The organism is Trinickia soli, assembly GCF_002879855.1.
In the GTDB taxonomy this organism is placed as follows: Bacteria; Pseudomonadota; Gammaproteobacteria; order Burkholderiales; family Burkholderiaceae; genus Trinickia; species Trinickia soli.
Genome location: NZ_PNYB01000003.1, coordinates 25,070 through 48,980, shown reverse-complemented (window position 1 = coordinate 48,980; position 23,911 = coordinate 25,070). Strand labels below are relative to the sequence as shown.

The window sequence follows — 23,911 nt, the reverse complement described above, 5'->3', positions numbered from 1 at the left end:
GCGCCGGGCGCATCGCGCGCCCGGCGCCGTCGCAGCCGTGCCAGTACGCGCATAGCCCGCATAGCAATCGATACGGAGGCGAAAATGAGCGCTACCCCATCGTCCGCCTCCCCTTCCGCAGACGCCGCGCATCTCGAGCACGAGCACGACGTCGAAGCGCCGGGTCCGGCGCGCAAGTACATCGACGCGGTCCTCGAACAATCGTTTCGCCATCTGTTCGGACCCACCGCCACCCCGGAGCAGCCCCGCAGGCATGACGTCGTTTCGATCGCGAAACTCACGTCGATGCTGGCCGGCTACCTGAGCCCCGAGGAGATCAAAGAGGTCAAGGCAGCGTTCCATTTCGGCGATGAAGCGCACCTGGGCCAGTATCGCCACAGCGGCGAGCCCTACATCACGCACCCTGTCGCCGTCGCCGAAACATGCGCGGGCTGGAAGCTCGACGCGCAGTCGATCATGGCGGCGCTGCTGCACGACGTCATGGAAGACCAGGGCGTTACGAAGACGGAGCTTGCCGAGCGGTTCGGGCCGAAGGTGGCCGAACTTGTCGATGGTCTGTCGAAACTCGACAAGATGGAGTTTCGCAACCGCGAGGAAGCGCAGGCGGAAAACTTCCGCAAGATGCTGCTCGCGATGGCGCGCGACGTGCGCGTCATTCTGGTCAAGCTGGCCGACCGGCTGCACAACATGCGCACGTTGGGCGCAGTGCCGTCGGAAAAACGCCGCCGCGTCGCGCGCGAGACGCTCGACATCTACGCGCCGATCGCGCACCGTCTCGGCCTGAACAATACCTACCGCGAGCTGCAGGATCTAAGCTTCGCGAACTTCAATCCACACCGCTACGCAACGCTCGAAAAGGCCGTCAAGGCGGCGCGAGGCAACCGGCGCGAAGTGGTGGGCAAGATCCTCGAATCGGTGCAGCGCGCGATTGCCGATGCGCACATCGAAGCCGAAGTGACCGGCCGCGAAAAGACGATCTTCAGCATCTACAAGAAGATGCGCGACAAGCAATTGTCGTTCTCGCAGGTGCTCGACGTTTATGGTTTTCGCGTCGTCGTCGGAAGCGCGCTCGAATGCTATACGTGCATCGGCGTGCTGCATGCGCTCTACAAGCCGGTGCCGGGCAAGTTCAAAGACTACATCGCCATTCCGAAGGTGAACGGCTATCAGTCGCTCCATACGACGCTCGTGGGCCCGTTCGGCGCGCCGATCGAATTTCAGGTGCGCACGCGCAAGATGCACGAGATCGCCGAGGCGGGCGTCGCGGCACATTGGCTCTACAAGAACGGCGGCGCCGATCTGAACGACGTGCAAAAGCGCGCGCATCAGTGGCTCAAGTCGTTGCTCGATATCCAGAGCGAAGCGGGCGATTCGAGCGAATTCCTCGAACACGTCAAGATCGATCTGTTCCCCGACGCGGTTTACGTCTTCACGCCGAAGTCGAAGATCATGGCGCTGCCGCGCGGTTCGACGGCGCTCGATTTTGCCTATTCGATCCACAGCGATCTTGGCAATCAGTGCGTCGCGGTGAAGATCAACAACGAATTGCTGCCGCTGCGCACCGAGCTCAAGAGCGGCGATATCGTCGAAGTGATCACGGCGCCGTACTCGAAGCCGAACCCGGCATGGCTTGGCTTCGTGCGTACCGGCAAAGCACGTTCGGCGATCCGCCATTATCTGAAGACGATGCGCTTGAACGAATCGGTTCAGTTGGGCGAGCGTCTCGTCGACCAGAGTCTGAAGGGCTACGGCTTGGCGCTTGCCGATGTCGAGCCGGACGTATGGGAAAAGCTCGTCCAATGGACGGGCAACAAGAATCGCCAGGAGATCTTCGCCGATATCGGGCTCGGACGCCGGGTTGCCGCGGTCATGGCCAAGCGTATCGAGGTGCTCGTCAGCGGCCGCGACACCGACGACGAGCACGGGCGCGGCGAGGCTGGCGGCCACGCTGGCTCCGCCCCACATGCGCCGCCGGTCGTCATCACCGGGACGGAGGGCATGTCGGTGCAGCTGTCGGCTTGCTGCCGTCCGATTCCGGGCGACGACATCATGGGCTATATCGGCATCGGGCTCGGCATGGCCATTCACACGACGGACTGCCGGGTGGCGCAGCGCATTCACCGCCGCGACCCGGGGCGTTGGATCGATGTGGCATGGGCGCCGCAGCCCGGGCGGCTGTTCGATGTGGCGGTCAAGGTGCTCGTGCGCAATGTGAAGGGCGTGTTCGCCCGCGTGGCCGCGGATATCACCTCGGCCGATGCCAACATCGTCCATATCGCGATGGACGAGGACTTGTCGCAGGAATCCACGGTGTTGCGCTTCGTGATCCAGGTCAGCGACCGCGTCCACCTGGCCAACGTCATGCGCCGTGTCAGAACGAATCCCGACGTCATGCGGATCGTGCGCGAGCGCCCGAGCGAGGATGGTCATCACCGCCACGACGGCGGCATGCGAATCGAACGCGAGCGGGGCGACTACTGATGGACCTCTGAGCGGGGGCGGTGGGTCGCCCTCGGGTCTGGCAAGCCCGACGCATGGCGGCGGGCCGTTCGATGGGCTTGATGAGACGGGCTGAAAAGCAGGGCTGAAAAGATGGCCTGAAAAGACAAAGGGCCTTCCATCAGGAAGGCCCTTCATAGGTGGCGCGGCTGGCAGGATTCGAACCCACGACCCCTTGGTTCGTAGCCAAGTACTCTATCCAACTGAGCTACAGCCGCACGCAAAGACACATGACCGTACTTCGGTGAAACAAAAGAGCCTTCCGCGAAGAAGGCTCTTGAAAAAAGTGGCGCGGCTGGCAGGATTCGAACCCACGACCCCTTGGTTCGTAGCCAAGTACTCTATCCAACTGAGCTACAGCCGCACGCAGAAGCGAAATTATAGCAAAGTTCCGGGAAAAGGGAAGACATTGCGACGGGTTTCTTCATGCTTTCTTCGGGCGGCCCCGATCGTGTACGCTTGAAGTCTATTGGAAGCAGGTGAATCCGCATCATGAACAAGGCATTTGTCAAAGAGTCGGGCGAGGGCGATGACGATGATCTCGACCTCGGCCAGCCCGCGATTCCCGCGGGCGCCAAGAACTACATCACGCCCGCAGGCCACAAGCGCCTGCGCGACGAACTGCTGCATCTGATCGACGAAGAACGACCCGAGGTCGTCAGGCTGGTGTCGTGGGCCGCCTCGAACGGCGACCGCTCCGAAAATGGCGATTACATCTACGGTAAGCGCCGTCTGCGCGAAATCGATCGGCGCATTCGCTTTTTGACGAAGCGGCTCGATCTGGCGGAAGTGGTCGACGCCAGCAAGCAAGAGAGCGTCGACCAGGTGTTCTTCGGTGCGACGGTCGACTATGCGGGCGAAGATGGCGAGATCCATACGATCACGATCGTCGGCGTCGACGAGGTTGATCTGGACCGCGGCCATGTCAGCTGGATTTCGCCGGTCGCTCGGGCGCTGCTGAAAGCGCGGATCGGCGACGCTGTCACGCTGCATACGCCTGCCGGGCCGGAGCAGATCGACGTGCTCGACGTGCGATATCCGGCGGCTCCGGCAGCTTAGCGCAGCAACGGTTTGCCGGGCGATCCGTGCTCTGGCGCCCAATAAGAAAGGCGCCGCAAAGCGGCGCCTTCGTCATGCTGCAACCGGTATCGGCGCGTAGGCGCCGATACGATACCCCGCGCTTAGAAGCGGTGTCGCAAGCCAGCCGTCACGGCCACTTGCTTGTCGGTCGACGACATCGTCAAACCGTTGAGGACCGCACCGATGCCGGTACCCTTGTTGACGACGTGTTGAAACTCGCCGCCCAGATAAACGTCGGTGCGCTTGGACAACGAGTACGACGCGAGCAGGTTGAACTGATTCCACTTCGGATTCACGCCGCCGATCGTGCTGTCGGTGTACGTGTAAGCACCGGCCAGGCTCAGTGCCGGGGTCAACTGATAGCGGCCGTTCAGTTCATAGTTGTTGAACCGCGCGCCGCCGCCGGGCAGTGCCAGCGTCGCTGCCGTGCCCGCGTTTGCGGCATTCACGCCAAGCGCGTTGTCCAGGCGCGTTTGCGTGAAGACGAAGCCAGCCGTCGCCGGACCGAACGCATAGTTCACGCCAGCGCCCCAGGTGCGCTGACGGCTCGCGACGAAGGGCGCATCGCCTGTCACCGCACCGGGCGAAGTTGCGGCTTGGGCGAGGGCGTTGGTGTTGTTGTTCAGCTGCATGTACGCAGCCGCGACGTTCAAGCCGTTCCAGCTGTACGACGCGCCGATGCTATACGCGCGGTTGTTCGAGAACTGGCCCGCGGTATTCGAGAAGCCATACATCGCGCCGGCTTTGAAGCCGCCGTAGTTGGCCGACTGGAAGTGAACCGAGTTATTGACGCGGAACGAGTTGTCGAGGTTGTCGTTGTCGAACGGGTGCGCGAACGATGTACCGCCGTACTGCGTGCCCGTCAGCGCCAGCGGCCCGAGGTACTGAACGACGTCGTCATATTGGCGACCGAGCGTGACGGAGCCGAACTGCTCGCTTTGCAAGCCGACCCATGCCTGACGGCCGAATTCGCGGCCGTTCTGCTTGAGCGTGCCGTTATTGATGCCGAAGCCGTTTTCCAACGTGAAGATGGCCTTGAGACCGCCGCCGAGATCTTCCGAGCCGCGCAGGCCCCACCGGCTGCCGTTGACGGCCCCGGTCGACTGCTGCCAGTTGCTATGGCCGCCTTGGTTATTCGTGTAGGTGATGCCGGCGTCGATGAGGCCGTACAGCGTCACGCTGCTCTGTGCGTGCGCCATCGTGGCAAACGCGCCCGTGAGGGCACCGACTAGAAGCGTCTTCTTCATTCTTTCTCTCCAGATTCACGAAGTTTTTTGGGCTGTCGCGAGAGGCGGCCGGCCGTCGCGCATCGACTGCATCGACTTGATGCGTACCGGTCCGGCGGTGCAGCGGGAAATACAGCAACAGGTCCGTTTTTCCGAACTGGGATGAGTGTAAAGAGCGCTTGGGCTCGACGCGGGTTTCGAAAGACGCAATAAAGTATTGATCGTTTTGAAATGACGCGAAAGCGCATCTAACACCTTGATAAATAAGGCATTTTTATCTGAAAAAGAGGGTGTGAATCCAATATTCGCGCGGCCGGCGTTGTATTTGAGACACGCGGTAAATGACGCGGGGCGGAAATTGCGTTGTCGTTATGTCTGATTATTGATGATTTTGAAAAACATGATTGCGAAAGCGGGCCATAATCGCCAGACGCCTTCTGGCTATACTCTTGGTTCTGCTAGCCCAAGCAGACTTTTTCATCAAGGAAAAGACGTCTCCAAACCTTTGTCAGCGCGGCCTTGCAGCCGCGTTTTTTTTGTGCGCGCCGTACTAGCCACGCATGCGACGCCGCACGCGACTTTGCTTGTCTTCTCTTTGTCCGTCGCCCACCTGGTCGTCGTCGAGGGGTAGCGCCCAGTCTTCCATCACGTAGTGGCGCGCGTCCATCGGCGAGGCGAGCAGGTTCTGCCAGTGATCGCCGTGCCATAGCGGATCGAATTCAAGAATCGAGGCGGCGCTTTTCGTCGGACTAATTGATGTCGTAGCCAGATGAGGCAAGCGGACGAGCCAGCGGATGAAGTGCTTCAGTGGAATGATTCGCATGGCGGTCTCCGGGCAAATCGCCTACATCGATGATCGGACTACGGTTCTCCGCAGGCAACCGGGAAAAATACTGACTGCAGAAATATCTTGTTGCAAATGGTGAATCTTTTTCCTGGTTGCTCAATTTTGTACGGGCGTCGCAGGTAAATGTGACGTAGCTGCCCCGATTTTGTCGTGCGCTATGCATTGCAACTACTTGGATGCGGCATTTGATGAAAAATTTCTTGACGAGGACTCGGCGGAACATTTATAAAAGCAGCGCCGGAATCACCCAGTGGACGGCGCCCCGGGCGGAGAGACTGGGGTGTTGTCCTTCCGAGGCTGGGTTTCGGGCGGAGGGCGCAGCCCGTCTATTAAAAATTTCGAGGGAATTAGTACTATGGAAACCGGTGTCGTAAAATGGTTCAACGATGCTAAAGGCTTTGGCTTCATCACGACCGATAATGGCAGCGAAGACGTGTTTGCGCACTTCTCCGAGATTCAAGCCGACGGCTTCAAGTCTCTGAAAGAAAATCAACGCGTTCAGTTCGATGTGAAGACCGGCCCGAAGGGCAAGCAGGCGGCGAACATTCGTCCGCTCTAAGCTTTTCTGTCGGTCGAGCCGCGCCCGGCGGGCAGCGTCAGCTGCAACCGGCACGGCTCGCATCCTTACAAGGGCGCTCGGGTGATGCATACTTCGTCAATCGAAGCACCCGAGCGCCCTTATTCATGTCTGATTTCTTGTCGCCGTCCCCGGTCATTGACTCGCCAATCGCTTTCGTCGATCTGGAAACGACGGGCGGATCGGTCGCCGAGCACCGCATTACGGAAATCGGCGTCGTTCAGGTGGGTCCAGCCGGCGTCTCACGCTGGAGCACGCTGGTCAATCCGCTGCAACCCATTCCCCCCTTCATTCAATCGCTGACTGGCATCACCGACGAAATGGTGCGCGACGCGCCCACTTTCGAATCGTTCGCGCCTGCCTTGTTCGCGCGACTCGAGGGCAGCCTGTTCATTGCCCACAACGCCAGCTTCGATCGTGGCTTTTTACGCAGCGAATTTCAACGGGCCGGGGTGGCGTTCCATCCCGACGTCCTTTGCACCGTCAAGCTTTCACGTGCACTTTGGCCGCATGAAAAACGTCACGGGCTCGATGCGTTGATCGAACGTCATGCGCTCGAGCCAATGGCGCGGCACCGGGCCTTGGCCGATGCCGACCTGCTGTGGCAGTTCTGGCGCCGCTTACACGCGTTGTGGCCGCTCGACGTCCTCCGTGCGCATGTCGATCGCACGATGCGGCGCTACCGGATCGCCGGCGATATCACCGAGGACATGCTCGATACGGCGCCGGCCGGACACGGTGTCTACGCCTTTTTCGACGCCTCGGATACGCCGCTCTACGTTGGCCGCAGCGTGCGTCTGCGCCAGCGCGTACGCGCTCATCTGGCCGGCGACCGGCGGTCGGCGCGTGAAATCAGAATTGCGGAGCAGGTCCGGCGGGTGCAATGGCGCGCGACGGGCGGCGAGTTGGGGGCGCTGCTGACAGAGGCACAGTGGGTCAGTGCGCTCAGGCCGGTTCACAACCGGCAGCCGCGTTTTACGACACCGGAGTCGGTCGGCGCGCCGTGGCCGTTCGACATGGCGGCTGTGTTCGAAGAGCAGGGCGACGAAGGGCAGCCGGGCACGTTCCACGTCGTCCATCGCTGGTGCTATCTCGGCGCCGCGGCGTCGATGGAAGCGGCGCGTGCGCTGGCGGCCGGCTATGGTGAACCGGTGTTCGAGCCGTCTACGTTCCGTATTCTTCAGGGGCATCTTGCGCGCGGATTGCGGCTGACGCCGCTGCCAGGGGAGGCGGGTGCGCCGCCGTGCCAACCTGCAGGTTTGACCGCTAACCCTCCGCCCGAGCCGGTAATCGGCTGACTATTAAAGAATCCGGAAGCGAAAGAATCGAGAAGCGAAAGAATAGAGAAGCGAAAGAATAGAGAAGCGCGGCGGGGTCAGCCGACGTCGGCTGCGCCACCGGCCGAGCAGACGTGTGCAAGCGCCGTGTTCAACGCATCGGCGTCGATCTCGCCGTAGCGCGTCAACAATTTCCAGCTTTTAACTGCGTGCGCCAACCGGACGGGGCAGTCAGGCGTATCGCGCCACGGCTGCACGCGCGCGAGCGCCGGCAACAACGCGCGCGTGATGCGGTCAAGCTGAGGCCGCGTGCTCGTTGCGAGATCGGGCGTCACGCCGGCAGGCGGATGCGTCTTGTTCCATCGTTCGAACAGCGCCCTTTGCACCTGCTTGCTCGCCTCTATCTGATCCCGAAAAAAAGTGCGGGCGAAAGTCGGATCGACATCGGCTTCCTGAGCGCGCCTGGCGATGTCGTCGAGCACCGCCGCTTCGCGCGGGGCGTCGGTGATGGCGCGATGATTCGCCCACTTCCATTGGGCGACAGGGACGGCCAACGCCAAGCGCTGCGAAACAAGCGCGATCAGGTTGGTCATGGCCGTTTCGTCGCCATCGGCTCGCACGTCGCGAGGCGCGAACGAGAGCGCGACGCACAGCGCGATGGCCGACAGCGCGGCGCGGCGAAGGCGAACGATCATGCGTCGCGGGCTCCGCGGCCCGCAATCGTCATTTCTGCTCGCACGACTTTCGTTGCTCGTCGAAAAAGGCGCGCACGTGCTCGGGCAATTCGGTAGCCAGAAATTCGACGCCTACCGGTTCCGGATCCGGGCTGGACACTTTGTCGGGGGGCGGAATGTAGGTGGGCTTGGCTTCCATGATCGATCTCCTGGCACGAAACGATTATCCGACGCGGTTCCCTTTTGTTGCCAGCGCCGAATCTTTTTTTAACGCTTTGTTGCATTAACGGCACAGTCCGCGGCGCGTTGAAGATCGGTTGAACATCTATTGACGAAAATCAAAAAAAACAGCGCGGCGAGCTTACCTGCATCTGGCGCAAGCTTATGGCGTCTTCAGGCGGGCGTAAGTATCGAGGCGCACATGTCTTCTCAATCTCCTCAAGCCGCCCGCGTTGACCGATCGCTGCGTGCGGTACATGTCACCGGGGTCGCCTCGCAATGATGTCGTACGACCGACCGTTCGGTCGTCGTTCCGAAGCGCAAGTCTCCCTGGTTACTGAGATTCGGAGAGCAGTTCGATGCCTTCGAGTTGCGCGGCGCAGGTATCGCGCACAATCGTTACAAAATCGCCGAAATAGGGGCGCCGCGAGAAAGCCTGATCGGTAATCGCGTAAAGCTCGCTCCAAAGCCCTTTCGGCTCGACACGCTTGGCGAGCACATAATCGTGGTCCACGTAGTTTTTGACGCCCCAGTTCGGCAGCGCTGCGATGCCGCGCCGACTCGCCACAAGCTGCATGATCGCGATGGTCAGTTCGGCCGTGCGACGTTCGAGCTTGATGCCCGCGGGCTCGACCACCTCGCGGATCAGATCGATACGCGACTCCGGCACGGGGTAGGTGATCAGCGTTTCGCCGGCCAGATCGTGCGCACCCACACGGCGCTTGTTGCGCAGCCGGTGTTCGTTGGCCATGACGACGAGAATTTCGAAGCGAAACAGCGGCGCAACGTGCAGGCTGCGCTTGCCTGCGGGCTTGGAGCCGATCACGACATCGGCCTTGCCGTCACTCAACAGCCGTAGCGGGTCGGCGTGGAAGCCGGCGACGAGATCGACCTCGACCTCGGGCCACCGGCGCCGGAACTCGTCCATGACGGGCATGAGCCAATCGAAGCATGTGTGGCATTCGAGGACGATGCGCAGTTCGCCTGCCGTTTCTCCTTTTAACCGCAGCAGATCGCGTTCGGCGGCCGCCACGGCGGCGAGCGTTTCGCGCGCAAGCGCAAGCAGCCGCTCTCCGGCCGACGTGAAGCGTAGCCCCTGCTTGGTGCGCTCGAACAGCGAGACCTCGTAGTGCGTCTCGATGTCTCGGATCTGGTGCGACAGCGCCGACTGGCTCAGATGAACGCGCTCGGCGGCAGCGACGAGCCTGCCCGATTCGGCAATGGCAATCAACGAACGCAGATGTCGGATCTCAAGCATGCGGCCTCGCCGCGGTGCTTGTCCCCAGATGCGAGGTATGAATGAAATTCATGTATCGATGAAAAGTTGTCGCTTGATGAATGATAGCGCGCCTCGCAGACTGACGGCCATTCCCAATTTTCGAGGCGACTCATGACCGGCACCCGAACCTGCACCCATATCCTCGGTTTTCCGCGCATCGGCGCGCAGCGCGAACTGAAATTCGCTCAAGAAGCGTTTTGGCGCGGTGAAGCCGATGAGACGTACCTGCGCGAAGTTGCGGCTACGCTGCGCGCGCGCCACTGGCAGCTGCAGCGCGCAGCCGGACTTGATTTCGTCACGGTCGGCGATTTCGCTTACTACGACCAGATGCTCGGCATGAGCGCGTTGCTCGGCGCGTTGCCGCGCCGCTTCGGGTTCAACCCGGCGACCCTCACGCTTGCGCAGTACTACGAGCTCGCGCGCGGCAACGCGGCGCAGCCGGCGATGGAAATGACGAAGTGGTTCGATACGAATTACCACTATCTCGTGCCGGAACTGACGCGTGACACGACATTCAACGGCGGCGTCGACTGGTTCTTCGACGAGGTTGACGAGGCGCTCGCGCTGGGGCTTCGCGTCAAGCCCGTATTGATCGGGCCGATCACCTGGCTGCGGCTGGCCAAGACGCAGACGCCGGGGTTCGATCGACTCGACCTGCTGCCGAAGCTCGTCAATCGGTATGTTCGCATCGTCGAAGCACTGAAAGCGCGCGGGGTCGAATGGATTCAATTCGACGAGCCGGCCCTCGGTCTCGATCTCGAAGACGAATGGCTCTCGGCGCTCGGCGCCGCGTATGGCACGCTCGGCGAATGCGGCGTCAAGATACTGCTCGCCACCTACTTCGAAACGACGGCCGACCATGCGGCCGCCATCGCCAGGCTGCCGATTGACGGCGTGCATCTGGACCTCGTCCGTGCGCCGGCGCAATTGGATGCATGGCGAGCCCGGTTGCCCGAGAGCATGGTGTTGTCGGCGGGTGTGGTCGACGGCCGCAACATCTGGCGTTCGGACCTGCGCGCCATCGTGCAGTCGCTGCTGCCGCTGCGGGCCGAGCTGGGCGAGCGGCTCTGGATTGCACCGTCATGTTCGCTGCTGCACGTGCCGGTCTCGCTCGAAGGTGAGCGAAAGCTCGACGCCGACTTGAAGTCATGGCTCGCGTTCGCGACCGAGAAGCTCGACGAGGTGCGCACGATCGCGCTGGCGCTGGACGACGCGCCCGCGGCGGAACCTGCGTTGGCCGAGGCGGATGCGGCGCGTGCGTCGCGTCGCACCTCGGGCGCCGTCGTCAATGCGCTCGTGCAAAAGCGCGTGGCAGCGGTGACCGATGAGATGGCTTCCCGCAAGAGCGCCTTCGCCGAACGCAATCGTCTGCAGCGCGAGGCGTTGAGGCTGCCCGCGCTGCCCACGACGACGATCGGCTCTTTCCCGCAAACGCCCGCGATTCGCCAGGCACGGGCGGCTTACAAGCGCGGCGAATTGAAGGCGCTCGACTATCTCGAACGCATGCGCGCGGAGATCGAGTTGGCCGTGCGCCGGCAGGAAGCGCTCGATCTCGACGTGCTCGTGCACGGCGAAGCCGAGCGCAACGACATGGTCGAGTATTTCGGCGAACAATTGTGGGGATACGCGTTCACCGAGAACGGCTGGGTCCAAAGCTACGGCTCGCGTTGCGTGAAACCGCCGATCATCTACGGCGACGTCTATCGGCCCGAGCCGATGACGGTGGAGACGACCAGGTACGCACAGTCGCTGACGAACCGCCCCGTGAAAGGCATGCTGACCGGCCCCGTGACGATGCTGCAATGGTCGTTCGTGCGCGACGACCAGCCGCGCGCCGCGACGGCGCTGCAGCTCGCGCTCGCGGTGCGCGACGAGGTGGTCGATCTGGAGAAGGCCGGCATCCGCATCATTCAGATCGACGAGCCGGCATTTCGCGAGGGATTGCCGCTGCGCCGCGCCGATTGGCCGGCGTACCTGCAATGGGCGTCGCGCGCGTTCCGCATCTCGGCCGCCGGCGTTGCCGACGAGACCCAGATCCACACGCACATGTGCTACTCGGAGTTCAACGACATCCTGCCCTCGATCGCCGCGATGGATGCAGACGTCATCACGATCGAAACCTCACGTTCGGCGATGGAGCTGCTCGACGGCTTCGGCGCGTTCTCATATCCGAACGAAATCGGCCCGGGCGTGTACGACATCCATTCGCCGCGCGTACCGACGACCGATGCGATCGAGCGACTCCTGCAACGCGCCTGCGAGGTCATCCCGGCCGAGCGTCTCTGGGTCAACCCCGACTGCGGGCTGAAGACGCGCGGCTGGCCTGAAACGGAGGCCGCGCTCGCGAACATGGTCCGTGCGGCGAAGAACCTGCGCGAGCGCTTGGCGGTAGCGGCCTGAGGTCGGCTGCGGACGGCGCGCGCAGCGTCAGGCGCTCGCCTGCGGCGCCGGCACGAGCACGGGGCGGTCGAATGCATCGGGCTTGCTGCGGACGTCGACGTGCCCGTGAATGCGCGCTTGATGGCCGTCCTCGAACATGTAGTAGGGGAACGGGCGCGCGGGCTCGGACACGGCATCGAGCCGGGCGACGAGCGCCGGGTCGAGCGTGAAGTCGAGCGCGGCCAGCGAGTCGCGCAGCTGCTCCGGCTTGGTCGCGCCGACGATGATGCTTGCGACGCCGCGCTTCTGATGGAGCCAGTTCAACGCCACCTGGGCCATCGGCCGGTTCGCCTCGCGCGCGACCGTTTCGAGTTCGGCCACGATGCGGAAGTTGCGCTCCGTGAGTTTGTCGAATCCGGGCGGCGGCTTCGCGCCGGGGTTTTGCGCGCGTACCGTCTCGAGCCGGCCGCTTCCCGTAAAGCTGCCTTGCGAAGGCTTGTACTTGCCCGAGAGCACGCCCATCGCGAGCGGGCTCCACGGCACGAGGCCCATTCCGAGTTCAGTGGCCAGATCGGCGAACTCCAATTCGGCGTTGCGTTCGATCATCGAGTACTCGAGCTGCATGGCGGCGACGGGCTCGAAGCCGCGCCATTGCGCCAGCGTCTGCGCACGCGAGGCGAACCAGGCAGGCGTGTCGGACAGCCCGACATAGCGGATCTTCCCGGCCCGCACGGCGTCGTCCATGGTGCGCATGACTTCGTCGACGGGTGTCATCCGATCCCATGTATGCAGATAGTAGAGGTCGATGTAGTCCGTGTTCAGACGCTTTAGCGAACCGTCGAGCGCCCGCATCAGATTCTTGCGGTGATTGCCGCCCGCGTTGGGATTTCCCGCCTCAGCGTTGTAGCTGTATTTCGTCGCAACGACGAGGCGATCGCGCAGGCCGCGCGCCGCGATGAATTTGCCGAGAAAGCGCTCGCTCGTCCCCTCGGTATAAAGATCGGCCGTGTCGATGAAGTTGCCGCCTTCGTCCACGTAGAGATCGAACAGTCGTTGCGCCGTCGCTTCGTCGGCGCCCCAACCCCATTCGTCGCCGAACGTCATCGTGCCCAGCGAGATCGGCGAAACGCGCAGGCCCGAGCGGCCCAGCAGGGTGTAGCGGTTCATCGTCATGTCAGTGCTCCTTGCGTCGGAAGAAAAGTATCGATGGCCGTATCGTGCGCTTTCCGATCTTGTGGAAAAATAGCTTCCCACTGCATGCATTGTGAAGCATGGCTTCATAAAGGACCGGAGGCGATTTCGATGGATCCCGCGCAACTGCCCGCGCTCGTGGCGTTCGCCAATGTGGCGCGACATGGCAGCTTCACGCGAGCCGCTGCCGAAAGCGGCGTGTCCGCATCGGCGTTGTCGCAATCGATTCGCGCGCTCGAAGCACAGTTGAACGTGCGGCTCTTTAATCGAACGACGCGCCGCGTCGCCTTGACCGAGGCGGGCAGCCAGTTTCTCGAACACGTGCGGCCGGCACTCTCGATGTTGGATGCTGCTTACGAGGCGCTCGACGAGGCGCGCGGCGAAGCGACAGGGACCTTGCGGATCAACCTGCCGCGTATCGCCAGCGATTTGCTCGTCATGCCGAACCTGGCCGAATTCACACGGCGGTATCCACGCGTCGTCGTGGAGCTCACGCTCGATGAGGGGCTGAGCGACCTCGTCGCGGGCGGCTTCGATGCCGGCATTCGATTGGGGGAGCGGCTCGCGCGCGATATGGTCGCCGTGCCGCTGTCGGGGCCGCTGCGTATTGCGGTGGCGGGATCGCCCTCGTATTTCGCGCATTATCCGAAGCCCGTGACGCCCGACGATCTGGCACGGCACAACTGTCTGCGCTACCGGTTCGCGACGAGTCGCGGCATCTATCGGTGGGAATTTGCGGAGCCCGGTGCATCGCAACGCGTGTTCGAAGTCGAAACGAGCGGGGCGTTCGTGACCAACGACTTGCGAACGATGGTGGCTGCGGCGGAGCAGGGCGTCGGGCTATTGCATGTGATCGAGGACTACGTGCGGGCGCAGTTGGACGACGGCCGCCTCATCCGCGTGCTCGACGACTGGGCGCTGACATTCGATGGGTTTTCGCTCTATATGCCGAGCCGCGTGCAGATGCCGTCGAAGCTGCGCGTGTTTGTCGATTTCTTGCGGGAGAAGTATCGGGCGCGGACCGCTCGTCGTACGCGCAACGAAGGCACGTGACAGTCGCTCATAACAGCCGTGCACAGCAGCCGTACATAACCCCAGGCACGCTTCCCGTGGACCGGCGCGCGCGAGCAATCAGGGGATGATGAGCGCGCTGGGCGCAATGCGGGCTACGGGCTGACCGGCGGATTGAGCCGGTGCAGCTGCGGATGGGGCTATTCTTGGTTGTGCCGATGGGAATGCGTATCTGGGCGGCGGTGCGACAGCCAGTCGAGCGGGCGTTGCGGGATCGAGTACCTGATGCAGTCCGGTTCGGCCATTACCCAGCGGCGCCATGAAGGGGAAAATTTGCGGCCAGCCCCATTGGTCCGAGCGGGCGTAGTAGCGAAAAATCCAGTCCGCAATGCTGTCGGCGAGTTGGATCAGGCGTGACGACTTCGAATCAACAAACATCGGCCACTTCAGCGAAATTCCGAAGCCTGCCGCGGGCGTGCCCGACCTGCTTGAAGGTGCGATGTAGCGCCTGCATATCTTTTTCTTCTGTGGCCCGCTTCTGATCCAACACGAATAGGCCGCGTTGCGGGTCGTTCTCGCGCTGGAATTTCAGTGCCAAATAGTCGTCGAACTTGGACGACAGCATTTCATAGCAGTAGGGGAGAATGTCAGCCGTGCGCAGCATCTGGCTCTGCTCGACAACGGCTGCGAACACGTTTAGCCTCGGGCGCGTGTCGGTGAGAACTCGCACGACGTCGGCTGAGGCTTGGGCGCGCTCCGCGGCGGGAAACTGGCCCCAGCCATCCTTGCCGGAATACATGGGCGATGCGTGCAACTCGAGATAGGTGCCGGCGCGCTGCTCGAACGGCTCGGCGATCGCGTCCAGCGCTTGCTCAGCCAGTGGGTTTGGCGCTCGAAGACTGAGACGCCGGCCAGTACGAAGAATGGTGTGTTCAGGTCGCCCGGTGAACCCGACTCGTCGAGATACGTCAAGTACATGCATTTTCCGCTGCAAAAATAAAAACGGGCTGCCGCAGCAGCCCGTCGTATTTGGTAAGCCAAGTGGAGCAATCGTCCAACGCGTCGCAACTTCACGGCACTCCCGACTCGCCGAAATCAGTACCAGCTTTTCACCAAAAACGCAATCCATTCGTGCTGAGTAACGGTGGCTCGTCCGAGCGGACGCTTTGCGGCATAGGGAGGGTGACGGGAGGTGCTAACCGAGCCGATCGCCGTGCTCTCGTTTATCAAATCCAGTTAGCATGGACTCCGGAAAACAAAAAGCCCAGTCACGAGGACTGGGCTTTTTGCTTGAATCTTGTGGTGCCGGAAAGAGGAATCGAACCCCCGACCTTCGCATTACGAATGCGCTGCTCTACCGTCTGAGCTATTCCGGCATCAACATCAGAGAAACGCGATTATAGAGACACTTTGCGCCGGTGCGCAAGCCCCTTTGGTCATTTTTTTTCCTCTTGGTGATAGCGCGTGACGCGCTCCACTTCGTTCTTCGAGCCAAGGTACACGGCCACGCGCTCGTGCAGGCTCTTGGGCTCGATGTCGAGAATGCGTTGGACGCCGTTCGTCGCCGCACCGCCGGCCTGTTCGACGATGAATGCCATCGGGTTCGCTTCGTACATCAGCCGCAGCTTGCCGGGCTTGTCGGGCGTGCGCTTGTCGGCCGGGTACATGAAGATGCCGCCGCGGTTCAGAATGCGGTGGACATCGGCCACCATCGACGCTACCCAGCGCGTGTTGAAGTCGCTCTGGCGCGGCCCCGTCTTGCCGGCCAGCAACTCGCCCACGTACCGTTGCACGGGCTCGTACCAATGGCGCTGGTTCGACGCGTTGATCGCATACTCGCGCGTGTCTTCCGCAATGCGCAGGTTGCTGTGGGTCAGCACCCACGATCCGAGTTCGCGGTCGAGCGTGAAGCAATTCACGCCGTTACCCGTCGTCAGCACGAACACCGTTTGCGGCCCATAAACCGCATAGCCTGCCGCGACCTGCTGCCGGCCCGGCTGCAGGAACGACTCTTCGGTCGCCTCCTGGCCGTCCGGGCAACGCAGGACCGAGAAGATCGTGCCGATCGAGACGTTGACGTCGATGTTCGAGGAGCCGTCGAGCGGATCGAACACGAGCAGATATTCGCCGCGCGGGTAGTTCGAAGGAATCGGGAACAGGGTCTCCATCTCCTCCGACGCCATGGCGGCGAGGTTACCGCCCCACTCGTTGGCGTCGAGCAGAATTTCGTTCGACAGCACATCGAGCTTCTTTTGCACTTCGCCTTGCACGTTCTCGGTACCCGCGGTGCCGAGCGCTTCACCGAGCGCGCCCTTGCTCACGTGATAGCTGATGAGCTTACAGGCGCGCGCGACGACCTCGATCAAAAGGCGCAGGTCGGCCGGCAGATTGTTCGTCTCTCGTTGCTGCTCGATCAGGTATTTGGTCAGTGTGGTGCGACGTTGCAAAGACATTGCGGTGCTCCGAAAGCCATGGGAATGCGACGATTTTACCCGCGGCCCGCGGCTTGACCGCGCGTTTTTGTAAGCAGGCGTACGCTTCGATGCCTGTCCAGCCGTGCGTTCGGCCATTCGTGTACGAAAAAAAAACGGCGCCGCAGCGCCGTTTGCGGACCCGCGTGGCGCGTGGCAGGAAGGGTTTCCCGCCGTCGCGCCGCGTCGGACGTCGACCTATGCGAGTGCCTTTTCGACGATTTCCCTGACGTCGCGCGACTTGACCTGAGCCGCCACGCGCTCGAGCGCCGCCCGCATCTGATCGCCCAGCGCGGGCGTGTAGCGCCGCCACAGTTCGAGCGAGCGGGCGAGCCGCGCGGCGACCTGCGGATTGAGGGAGTCGAGCGCCACCACCTGCTCGGCCCAGTATGCGTAGCCCGAGCCGTCAACAGCGTGGAACTGGGCCGGGTTCGCCGCGCAGAAGCTGAAGATCAGCGATCGCGCCCGATTCGGATTGCGCAGCGTGAACGCCGGATGCGCCATCAACCTGCGTACGACGTCGATGACGCGATGCTTCGCGCTGCCGCGCTGCGTGGCCTGCAGCGCGAACCACTTGTCGATGACGAGCGGCTCTTTCTCGAAGCGGCGGTAGAACTGGTCGAGCGCGGGTTCGGCCACACCGGCGCCGGCCGTTGCCGAGGCGGCGAGCAGCGCCGCGAGTGCCGCGGCGCGATCGGTCATGTTGTTCGCGCTGTCGTATTGCGCATTGGCGAGCCGCACGGCGTCGGCGGGATCGTCGAGCTCGGCAAGGTACGCGAGCGCGAGATTCTTCAAGGCCCGTTGGCCGGCCGCTTGCGGCGTAGGTTCATAGGCGCCTGGCGTGACGTGGCGCTCATAAATCGCCAGCCATTCGTTTTTGAGCGCCGTGGCGAGGCGCTTGCGCGCGAACTGACGCGCGGCATGCACGGCTGCCGGATCGGCTTGCTCCATCTGCTCGGCCAGATAAGCTTCCGAAGGCAGCATCATGGCGAGCTCGCGGAATGCGGGCGAAAGCGACTCGTCGGTCAGCACGCGCGCAAAGGCGGCGACGAACGAATCGTCGAGCGAAAGCGATTCGCCGGCGGCTGCGCGGGCAGCCAACGCCAGCAGCTCGCGCGTGGCGAGCCGCTGACCCGCTTCCCAACGGTTGAACGGATCGCTGTCGTGCGCAAGCAGGAAGGCGAGCTCGTCGTTGGTGTAGTCGTATTCGACGATGACCGGCGCCGAGAAGTTACGCAGCAGAGAAGGCAGGGGCGCTTCCTTGATGTCGACGAACGTAAACGTTTGTTCCGGCTCCGTCAGTTCGATCACGCGCGTCGTGCCCGTTTCGCTCCTTTCGCCTTCGAGGCGCAGCGCGATGTCCTTGCCATCCCTGCCGATGAGGCCGATCGCGAACGGAATCAACAGCGGACCCGTTTGCGTTTCGCGGGCGGCGGGCGCGGCGTCGCCGTAGCTCTGCGCAAGGGTGATGCTGTAGCGCTGCGTCGCTGCGTCGTACGCGGTTCGCACGGAAACGCGCGGCGTGCCCGCCTGGCTATACCAGCGTTCGAACTGAGCGAGGTCGCGACCGTTGGCGTCGGCCATTGCATGGCGGAAGTCGTCGCAGGTGACGGCTTGCCCGTCGTGACGCTTGAAGTAGAGATCCATGCCGCGCCGGAAGCCTTCGCGGCCGAACAGCGTTTGGTACATCCGCACGACTTCGGCGCCTTTCTCGTAGACGGTCATCGTGTAGAAGTTGTTGATCTCCACATAGCTTTCGGGTCGAACCGGATGTGCCATCGGGCCTGCGTCTTCGGCGAACTGCATTTGACGCAGCACGCGCACGTCCTCGATCCGCTTGACCGCGCGTGCCGTTTCGTCGGTCGCGCCGCCTTGCATGTCGGACGAGAATTCCTGATCGCGAAACACGGTGAGCCCTTCCTTCAAGCTCAACTGGAACCAGTCGCGGCAAGTCACGCGGTTGCCCGTCCAGTTGTGGAAGTACTCGTGGCCGACTACGGCTTCGACGTTCGAGAAATCGGTGTCGGTGGCCGTTTCCGGATTGGCGAGCACATACTTCGTGTTGAAGATGTTGAGCCCTTTGTTCTCCATCGCGCCCATGTTGAAATCGCTGACGGCCACGATCATGAAGCGGTCAAGATCGAGTTCGAGGCCGAAGCGTTCTTCGTCCCAGTGAATCGAGTGGATCAGCGAATCCATCGCATGCCGCGTCTTGTCGAGGTCATGCGGCTCGACCCAGACCTGCAGCAGCTTGTCCTTGCCGGAACGCGAGCGGATACGCTCTTCGAGCGCGACGAGCTTACCCGCGACGAGCGCGAACAGATAACAGGGCTTCTTGAACGGGTCCTCCCATTTCGCGAAGTGGCGGCCGTCGGCCAGTTCACCTTCCTCGACGAGATTGCCGTTCGAGAGCAGCACGGGGTAGGCCGATTTGTCTGCGCGCAGGGTGACCGTGTAGGTCGCCATGACGTCGGGGCGGTCGAAAAAGTAGGTGATGCGGCGGAAGCCTTCGGCTTCGCACTGCGTGAAGAAGTTGCCGCTCGATACGTACAGTCCCGAGAGTGTCGTGTTCTCGACGGGATTGCACGTGCTCTCGATGACGAGTTCGAAGGCATCGGGCACATCGCCGATCGACAGGCCGTGTTCGTGTGCGCGCACAGCGCCTGCTGCGAGCGCCTTGCCGTCGATCGCCGCGCCGATGAACGCGAGCGCTTCGCCCATCAATTCGAGACGCGAGCCGGGCGTCGCGTCCGGATTGCGTCGCAGGCGCATCGTGTTCTTGACGACGGTGCGCTCGGGCGCGAGATCGAACTCGAGGGCGACGGAATCGACGAGGAAAGCGGGCGCTGCATAGTCGGCCCGGCGGATCACAGCGGGATTGGCGGTATCGGACATGGCGGATGGATGAAAGAAACCGGTTTCGGCTCGCGTGCCCGGGTGAGGGCGCCTCGCGCGAGGGTAGTCGTCCATTGTACAAAGGCGCGCGCGGATATGCCGAAAGCTTTGCCGACTTTGGAAGCGGGACTCGGTCGGCGTTATCATCGGCCATTCGCGCGGGGCATGCGCGGGGGTCGACGAAATACGCGAGGACAACGAGATGAAGTGGGAGCGAATGTGGCGTGCGGTCGTACCGGCGACGGCGGCGGTGACGGCATTGCTGTCGGGCTGTACGACCTACGTGTCGACGCAGGTGACGGCGTTTTCGAACTGGAGCGGCAGCGATGCGACGCGCACTTACGCCTTCGCGCGCACCGCCGCGCAGCAAAACAGCATCGAGCAGGCCACCTACGAGCAGCTCGTCGCCAACGAATTGGAGGCGGATGCCTTCCGGCAGGTGCCCGATGCGCAGGCGCACTACCGCGTCGGCCTGAGCTACTCGACGCACGGCGATACGGTGACGGTCACGCAACCGGTCTTCTACGGAAATCCGTGGCCGGGCCCGTACTGGCGCCCGCTCAATCCGTGGGGGCCGTTCGGACCGTTCCCGCCCGATTACGTCACCCAGAGCTACCCGGTGTTCACGCACACGCTCGGGATTCGTATCACCGAGCGCGCTTCGGGCAAAGAGGTCTATAACGTCACGGCTCGCAATACGAGTGAGGACAGGTCGCTTGTGCATGCGATGCCGTATCTCGCGCGCAGCGCGCTGGCCGATTTTCCGCTCGGCAACGGGGTCGTGCGTACGGTGCGGATTCGTCATGACAAGCGCGAGGCAGTGCTGACCAACGAAGTGCCGGTCACTGCGCCGCCGGCCCCCGGCGCCGCGCCGCAGTAAACGAAGTAAGACGAATGTCGATGACGGAGCGAGCCGCCCGCGTGGTTGTACTGCCGGGCGGCGCCTATCTGCGACTAAATCTGCGACTAAATCTGCGACGTATCTTCGCTGCGAGGCGCCGCGCAGCCGGATCGTGGACTCAGGCGCCGGCGCGAATGAACGCGAGCGCGCCGAGCACGACGAACAAGACCGCGGCAACCGCATGCACGGCCTTGGTCGGCAGCTTATGAGCGAAGCGTTCGCCGAGCAGGATCGCCGGCACGTTCGCCAGCATCATGCCCAGCGTGGTGCCGGCCACCACGCCAAAAAAATCATGGAAGCGAGCGGCGAGGGCGACGGTGGCGAGCTGGGTCTTGTCGCCCATCTCGGCTAGAAAAAACGTGGCGAGCGTCGTGCCGAACACGCCCAGGTGGCTGCGTCCGACGTTCGTTTCGCTCGGGTCCAACTTGTCGGGCACGAGCACCCACACACCCATGACGACGAATGAAATGCCGAGCGCCCAGCGCATGATTTCCGGCGTGACGAGCGCGCCGAGCCACGCCCCGATCGCGCCGGCGCACGCGTGATTGGCGAGCGTCGCGACGAGTACGCCGAGCATGATCGGTATCGGCTTGCGATACCGAGCGGCAAGCACCAGCGACAAGAGTTGGGTTTTATCGCCGATTTCGGCGAGCGCGACGGCTCCCGTCGAGACGAGAAAGGCTTGTTCCACGTGATGATCTTCCTCGGGCCGAGATGTGTGCGAGCGACGACCGTCGCGCCCACCGGGCCCTAAAAAGCGGTGTGCGCGAAAGTCATCGGTCTCGCCAGGCCAAAGGCTGTGCCCGCCATGGCTGTGTGCGAGCCAAGTATGTTGACGGACACCCCCGCGATGCGTGCGCGCTGTGGATCGAACGAGGCGGACCCGAATGGACGATTGGTTTTCAATCGCCGCGATACAGCGGACGCGGCGGGGCGGCTACTCCCCAATGAGGGGCGGATTCTAGCACGGTGCGCCGTCGTTTGCGTGAATGTTCGGTAACTGTTCCGAGGTGCCGCCGGGCAGGCCCGGAAGGGCGACCGGCCCGGCGCGGCATGGGGGCGAAGCGACGAACGAGAGCGACGGATAAACGTCGCGTGAATGATACGACTACGGTCAATGCTGTTTTTAAGATCCAATTTTCAGTAATATTTCGTCCGGCGGTTTCCGGGACGCCTGCAATCGAATCGAAAAATAACTGAAAGGCCTTCGCCCTCGGGTGAAGGCGGTGCTGTTATGCCCCGGGTAACCTCAACAAGAATATTGACCAACTCGGGGTGTGGTACGCGCGGGTGCCGTAAAGGCTTTCGTCGTTCGCATCTTTACGCCGGGCGGCCGGCGGTTTTGATTCGAAAGCGAACAACGACATGCTAGATCTGCGCTGGACTATTCCGGTTGCCCGGTGGTCATCTTGGCCGGACGGCGCAACGGCCACGCCCGATATCGCTTTCGTCGAGCCGCTCGTGCGTCGACGCTTGAGCGCGCTCTCGAAGATGGCGCTGCGGGTTGCGCACGATTGCGCAGCCGACCACGACGTCGTGCGGCTCGTGTTCGCTTCGCGTCATGGCGAATTGCGCCGTACCACCGGCATGCTCGAGGATCTCGTGGCGAATCAGCCGGTTTCCCCCACCGCCTTCAGTTTGTCTGTGCTCAATGCGATGGCGGGTGTCTACAGCATCCTGCGCCGTGATACGTCGCCCGCGACGGCGATTTCTGCCGGCGCGGAGACGCTCGGCTACGCCTTGCTCGAGGCATACGCTCAATACCGCGCCGATCCGGGCACGCCGGTGCTTGTGGTCTATGCGGACGAGCCGGCGGACGATCGCTATGGCCCCGTCGACGATGAGGTGCCGGCCGGCGCACTGGGCATCTTGCTCGATCGTGGTGCGCGCGCGCAGTTGGAGTGCGCGGCCGGCCCGGCGCTCGCGGCTGACCTCACGCCCTCGTTTGCGACGCAAGGGGAGGCGGTCCGGCACGGCCTCTCGGCACGCGCCGGGGCGATGTGGCAAGGGCTCGGCCGGCGCTGGCACTGGTCATTGCGTGAGGGCGGCACTGCATGAAGAGCCGAGTGATGGCGGGTATCGAGCGCGCGTGGCGCCTCGTCGCCACGGGCATTGCGCTGGGCGCCTTCGGCGCCTGTGGCGTCTTGTTTTCCGTGCTCGTGTTTCCCTTTGCGTGGCTATGGCCGCATCGCGCTTCGAGCCAACGCTTAGTCGCGGCGGTGATTCACGGCTTCTTTCGTGTGCTCGTCTCGCTGCTCCAGGCGGTCGGCGTGATGACGCTCGACGTGGCCGGCGCGGCGGCGCTGAACGCGCGCCGGCCGATCATCGTCGTTGCGAACCATCCCACTTACCTCGATGTGGTGGTCCTGCTCGCGCTCACGCCGCGCGCTTGTTGCGTCGTCAAGAATGCCCATTGGGGCAACCCTTGCTTTTGGGGCATCGTGCGCGCCGCGCAGTATGTCAGCAACGCCGATCCAGTCGCATTGATCGAGGCGGGGGCGCGTCAACTCGCCGCCGGCTACACGATGATCGTCTTTCCCGAGGGTACGCGTAGCCCCGGCGAAGATCGCCTTCATCCGTTCTCGCGTGGGTTCGCCCATATCGCGCTTGCGGCCGGTATTCCGATTCTGCCCGTCCTGATCGATTGCGATCCGCCCGCCTTCACGAAGCAACTGCGCTGGTATCACGTACCGTCGCGGCCATTTCGCATGCGCGTTGCCGTACTCGAGCCGCTCCTACCCCGCCATCTCACGGCCGATGACGCGCCGCAAGCCGCAGCCGCGCGCGTGGTCACGCATGCCGTTCAAGCACACATCACCGAGCATCTGTTCGCTTATGGATTCTTTAAAACTCGAGATTAAGCAATTATTGATCGAGGCGCTTGACCTCGAAGATCTGCGTCCCGACGATATCGACGACGATGCCCCGCTGTTCGACACGAATGGCGTCGGGCTCGATTCGATCGACGCGCTCGAAATCGGCATCGTGTTGCGCAAGCGCTATGCGTTGACCATCGCGGCCAACGACGAGCGCACACGCGAGCACTTTCGCTCGATCAACACGCTGGCCGCACTCGTACACAGTCAACGAGCGTCGGCGCATGCCGACAGCGACATCGCAACCGAGGGAAATGAGTCGTGACCGATACCGAGATCCTCGAGCGCATCCGCGCCATTTTCAGTGAAAACTTCGCGATAGAGCCGGAGCGCGTGACGCCCGAAGCGCATCTATTCGACGACCTCGACCTCGATAGCATCGACGCCGTCGATTTGGCAATCAAGCTGCAAGAAATGACGGGGCGTCGTATCAAGCCGGACGAGTTCAAATCAGTGCGCACGGTCGGCGACGTGATCGGCGCCGTCGAATCGCTGTTGGCGGTCTGACT

At 62.8% G+C, this 23,911-nt stretch carries 22 protein-coding genes, 3 tRNA genes and 1 riboswitch; of the genes, 11 read left to right on the top strand and 14 right to left on the bottom strand.

Going from position 1 to position 23,911, the window contains the following annotated elements; all coding sequences use genetic code 11:
- Positions 1 to 84 precede the first annotated feature (84 nt).
- The gene (locus C0Z19_RS04305) at positions 85 to 2,481 is read left to right on the top strand and encodes a RelA/SpoT family protein (protein WP_102608579.1); all 2,397 of its coding nucleotides are present in this window, start codon (positions 85 to 87) and stop codon (positions 2,479 to 2,481) included.
- A gap of 159 nt (positions 2,482 to 2,640) precedes the next feature.
- On the opposite strand, the gene C0Z19_RS04300 is transcribed toward C0Z19_RS04305, so the two are convergent.
- A tRNA-Arg gene (locus tag C0Z19_RS04300) sits at positions 2,641 to 2,717 on the bottom strand.
- A 69-nt stretch (positions 2,718 to 2,786) separates the two neighbouring features.
- Positions 2,787 to 2,863, bottom strand: a tRNA-Arg gene (locus C0Z19_RS04295).
- Positions 2,864 to 2,991: 128 nt separating this feature from the next.
- Here C0Z19_RS04295 and greB point away from each other — a divergent pair.
- Positions 2,992 to 3,558, top strand: coding sequence for a transcription elongation factor GreB (gene greB / locus C0Z19_RS04290; protein ID WP_102608578.1), 567 nt, complete (start codon positions 2,992 to 2,994; stop codon positions 3,556 to 3,558).
- Positions 3,559 to 3,680: 122 nt separating this feature from the next.
- Here the strand turns inward: greB and C0Z19_RS04285 are convergent, their stop codons facing one another.
- Positions 3,681 to 4,826 carry a porin gene (locus C0Z19_RS04285; protein WP_102608577.1) on the bottom strand — a complete coding sequence of 382 codons (1,146 nt, stop codon included), beginning with the start codon at positions 4,824 to 4,826 and terminating at the stop codon, positions 3,681 to 3,683.
- Between the two features lie 529 nt (positions 4,827 to 5,355).
- Positions 5,356 to 5,628: a hypothetical protein gene (locus C0Z19_RS04280; protein WP_233195993.1), complete on the bottom strand. Its 273-nt coding sequence runs from the start codon at positions 5,626 to 5,628 to the stop codon at positions 5,356 to 5,358.
- Between the two features lie 379 nt (positions 5,629 to 6,007).
- Here C0Z19_RS04280 and C0Z19_RS04275 point away from each other — a divergent pair, with 379 nt between their 5' ends.
- Entirely contained in the window at positions 6,008 to 6,211 is a 204-nt protein-coding gene (locus C0Z19_RS04275; RefSeq protein ID WP_102608576.1) for a cold-shock protein, read from the top strand.
- A 125-nt stretch (positions 6,212 to 6,336) separates the two neighbouring features.
- A complete protein-coding gene (locus C0Z19_RS04270) occupies positions 6,337 to 7,527 on the top strand; it encodes an exonuclease domain-containing protein (protein WP_102608575.1) in 1,191 nt (396 codons plus the stop codon).
- Positions 7,528 to 7,604: 77 nt separating this feature from the next.
- On the opposite strand, the gene C0Z19_RS04265 is transcribed toward C0Z19_RS04270, so the two are convergent.
- The 3 genes from C0Z19_RS04265 to C0Z19_RS04260 form a co-directional block, all read right to left on the bottom strand.
- Complete coding sequence (locus C0Z19_RS04265) at positions 7,605 to 8,201, bottom strand: chorismate mutase (protein ID WP_102608574.1); 597 nt, start codon at positions 8,199 to 8,201, stop codon at positions 7,605 to 7,607.
- A 28-nt stretch (positions 8,202 to 8,229) separates the two neighbouring features.
- Positions 8,230 to 8,379, bottom strand: a complete 150-nt coding sequence (locus C0Z19_RS28425; protein WP_175084060.1) for a hypothetical protein — start codon at positions 8,377 to 8,379, stop codon at positions 8,230 to 8,232.
- Positions 8,380 to 8,733: 354 nt separating this feature from the next.
- Entirely contained in the window at positions 8,734 to 9,657 is a 924-nt protein-coding gene (locus C0Z19_RS04260) for a LysR family transcriptional regulator (protein ID WP_102608573.1), read from the bottom strand.
- Between the two features lie 132 nt (positions 9,658 to 9,789).
- Between C0Z19_RS04260 and metE the strand changes: the two genes are divergently transcribed.
- Positions 9,790 to 12,078, top strand: a complete 2,289-nt coding sequence (gene metE, locus C0Z19_RS04255) for a 5-methyltetrahydropteroyltriglutamate--homocysteine S-methyltransferase (RefSeq protein WP_102608572.1) — start codon at positions 9,790 to 9,792, stop codon at positions 12,076 to 12,078.
- 27 nt (positions 12,079 to 12,105) lie between these two features.
- Here the strand turns inward: metE and C0Z19_RS04250 are convergent, their stop codons facing one another.
- Positions 12,106 to 13,230, bottom strand: a complete 1,125-nt coding sequence (locus tag C0Z19_RS04250; RefSeq protein ID WP_102608571.1) for an aldo/keto reductase — start codon at positions 13,228 to 13,230, stop codon at positions 12,106 to 12,108.
- A gap of 129 nt (positions 13,231 to 13,359) precedes the next feature.
- Here C0Z19_RS04250 and C0Z19_RS04245 point away from each other — a divergent pair, with 129 nt between their 5' ends.
- Positions 13,360 to 14,301 carry a LysR family transcriptional regulator gene (locus C0Z19_RS04245; RefSeq protein WP_102608570.1) on the top strand — a complete coding sequence of 314 codons (942 nt, stop codon included), beginning with the start codon at positions 13,360 to 13,362 and terminating at the stop codon, positions 14,299 to 14,301.
- Positions 14,302 to 14,379: 78 nt separating this feature from the next.
- On the opposite strand, the gene C0Z19_RS29060 is transcribed toward C0Z19_RS04245, so the two are convergent.
- The 5 genes from C0Z19_RS29060 to pepN all read right to left on the bottom strand — a co-directional run bounded on the left by C0Z19_RS29060 (position 14,380) and on the right by pepN (position 19,625).
- Positions 14,380 to 14,775: a DUF3800 domain-containing protein gene (locus tag C0Z19_RS29060; RefSeq protein WP_369122799.1), complete on the bottom strand. Its 396-nt coding sequence runs from the start codon at positions 14,773 to 14,775 to the stop codon at positions 14,380 to 14,382.
- Positions 14,687 to 15,388 (bottom strand): hypothetical protein, encoded by a 702-nt coding sequence (locus C0Z19_RS28590; protein ID WP_233195992.1) that lies wholly within the window; start codon positions 15,386 to 15,388, stop codon positions 14,687 to 14,689. Before C0Z19_RS28590 ends, C0Z19_RS29060 begins: the two co-directional genes overlap by 89 nt.
- Positions 15,389 to 15,559: 171 nt before the next feature.
- Positions 15,560 to 15,635, bottom strand: a tRNA-Thr gene (locus tag C0Z19_RS04235).
- Positions 15,636 to 15,695: 60 nt separating this feature from the next.
- Positions 15,696 to 16,712: a class 1 fructose-bisphosphatase gene (locus C0Z19_RS04230; protein WP_102608569.1), complete on the bottom strand. Its 1,017-nt coding sequence runs from the start codon at positions 16,710 to 16,712 to the stop codon at positions 15,696 to 15,698.
- A gap of 216 nt (positions 16,713 to 16,928) precedes the next feature.
- The gene (gene pepN, locus C0Z19_RS04225; RefSeq protein ID WP_102608568.1) at positions 16,929 to 19,625 is read right to left on the bottom strand and encodes an aminopeptidase N; all 2,697 of its coding nucleotides are present in this window, start codon (positions 19,623 to 19,625) and stop codon (positions 16,929 to 16,931) included.
- Between the two features lie 202 nt (positions 19,626 to 19,827).
- On the opposite strand from pepN, the gene C0Z19_RS04220 reads away from it, so the two are divergent.
- Positions 19,828 to 20,505 carry a DUF4136 domain-containing protein gene (locus C0Z19_RS04220; RefSeq protein ID WP_102608567.1) on the top strand — a complete coding sequence of 226 codons (678 nt, stop codon included), beginning with the start codon at positions 19,828 to 19,830 and terminating at the stop codon, positions 20,503 to 20,505.
- 139 nt (positions 20,506 to 20,644) lie between these two features.
- Here the strand turns inward: C0Z19_RS04220 and C0Z19_RS04215 are convergent, their stop codons facing one another.
- Positions 20,645 to 21,217 carry a TMEM165/GDT1 family protein gene (locus C0Z19_RS04215; protein ID WP_102608566.1) on the bottom strand — a complete coding sequence of 191 codons (573 nt, stop codon included), beginning with the start codon at positions 21,215 to 21,217 and terminating at the stop codon, positions 20,645 to 20,647.
- Between the two features lie 54 nt (positions 21,218 to 21,271).
- Positions 21,272 to 21,484, bottom strand: a riboswitch (yybP-ykoY riboswitch).
- 407 nt (positions 21,485 to 21,891) lie between these two features.
- Between C0Z19_RS04215 and C0Z19_RS04210 the strand changes: the two genes are divergently transcribed.
- The 4 genes from C0Z19_RS04210 to C0Z19_RS04195 are packed head-to-tail and all read left to right on the top strand — an operon-like array spanning position 21,892 to position 23,909.
- Complete coding sequence (locus tag C0Z19_RS04210; RefSeq protein ID WP_102608565.1) at positions 21,892 to 22,584, top strand: beta-ketoacyl synthase chain length factor; 693 nt, start codon at positions 21,892 to 21,894, stop codon at positions 22,582 to 22,584.
- Positions 22,581 to 23,387: a lysophospholipid acyltransferase family protein gene (locus tag C0Z19_RS04205; protein WP_425330291.1), complete on the top strand. Its 807-nt coding sequence runs from the start codon at positions 22,581 to 22,583 to the stop codon at positions 23,385 to 23,387. Before C0Z19_RS04210 ends, C0Z19_RS04205 begins: the two co-directional genes overlap by 4 nt.
- Complete coding sequence (locus C0Z19_RS04200; RefSeq protein WP_102608564.1) at positions 23,362 to 23,667, top strand: phosphopantetheine-binding protein; 306 nt, start codon at positions 23,362 to 23,364, stop codon at positions 23,665 to 23,667. Before C0Z19_RS04205 ends, C0Z19_RS04200 begins: the two co-directional genes overlap by 26 nt.
- Positions 23,664 to 23,909 (top strand): acyl carrier protein, encoded by a 246-nt coding sequence (locus tag C0Z19_RS04195; RefSeq protein ID WP_102608563.1) that lies wholly within the window; start codon positions 23,664 to 23,666, stop codon positions 23,907 to 23,909. The genes C0Z19_RS04200 and C0Z19_RS04195 overlap by 4 nt, the downstream gene beginning before the upstream one ends.
- Positions 23,910 to 23,911: the final 2 nt, after the last annotated feature.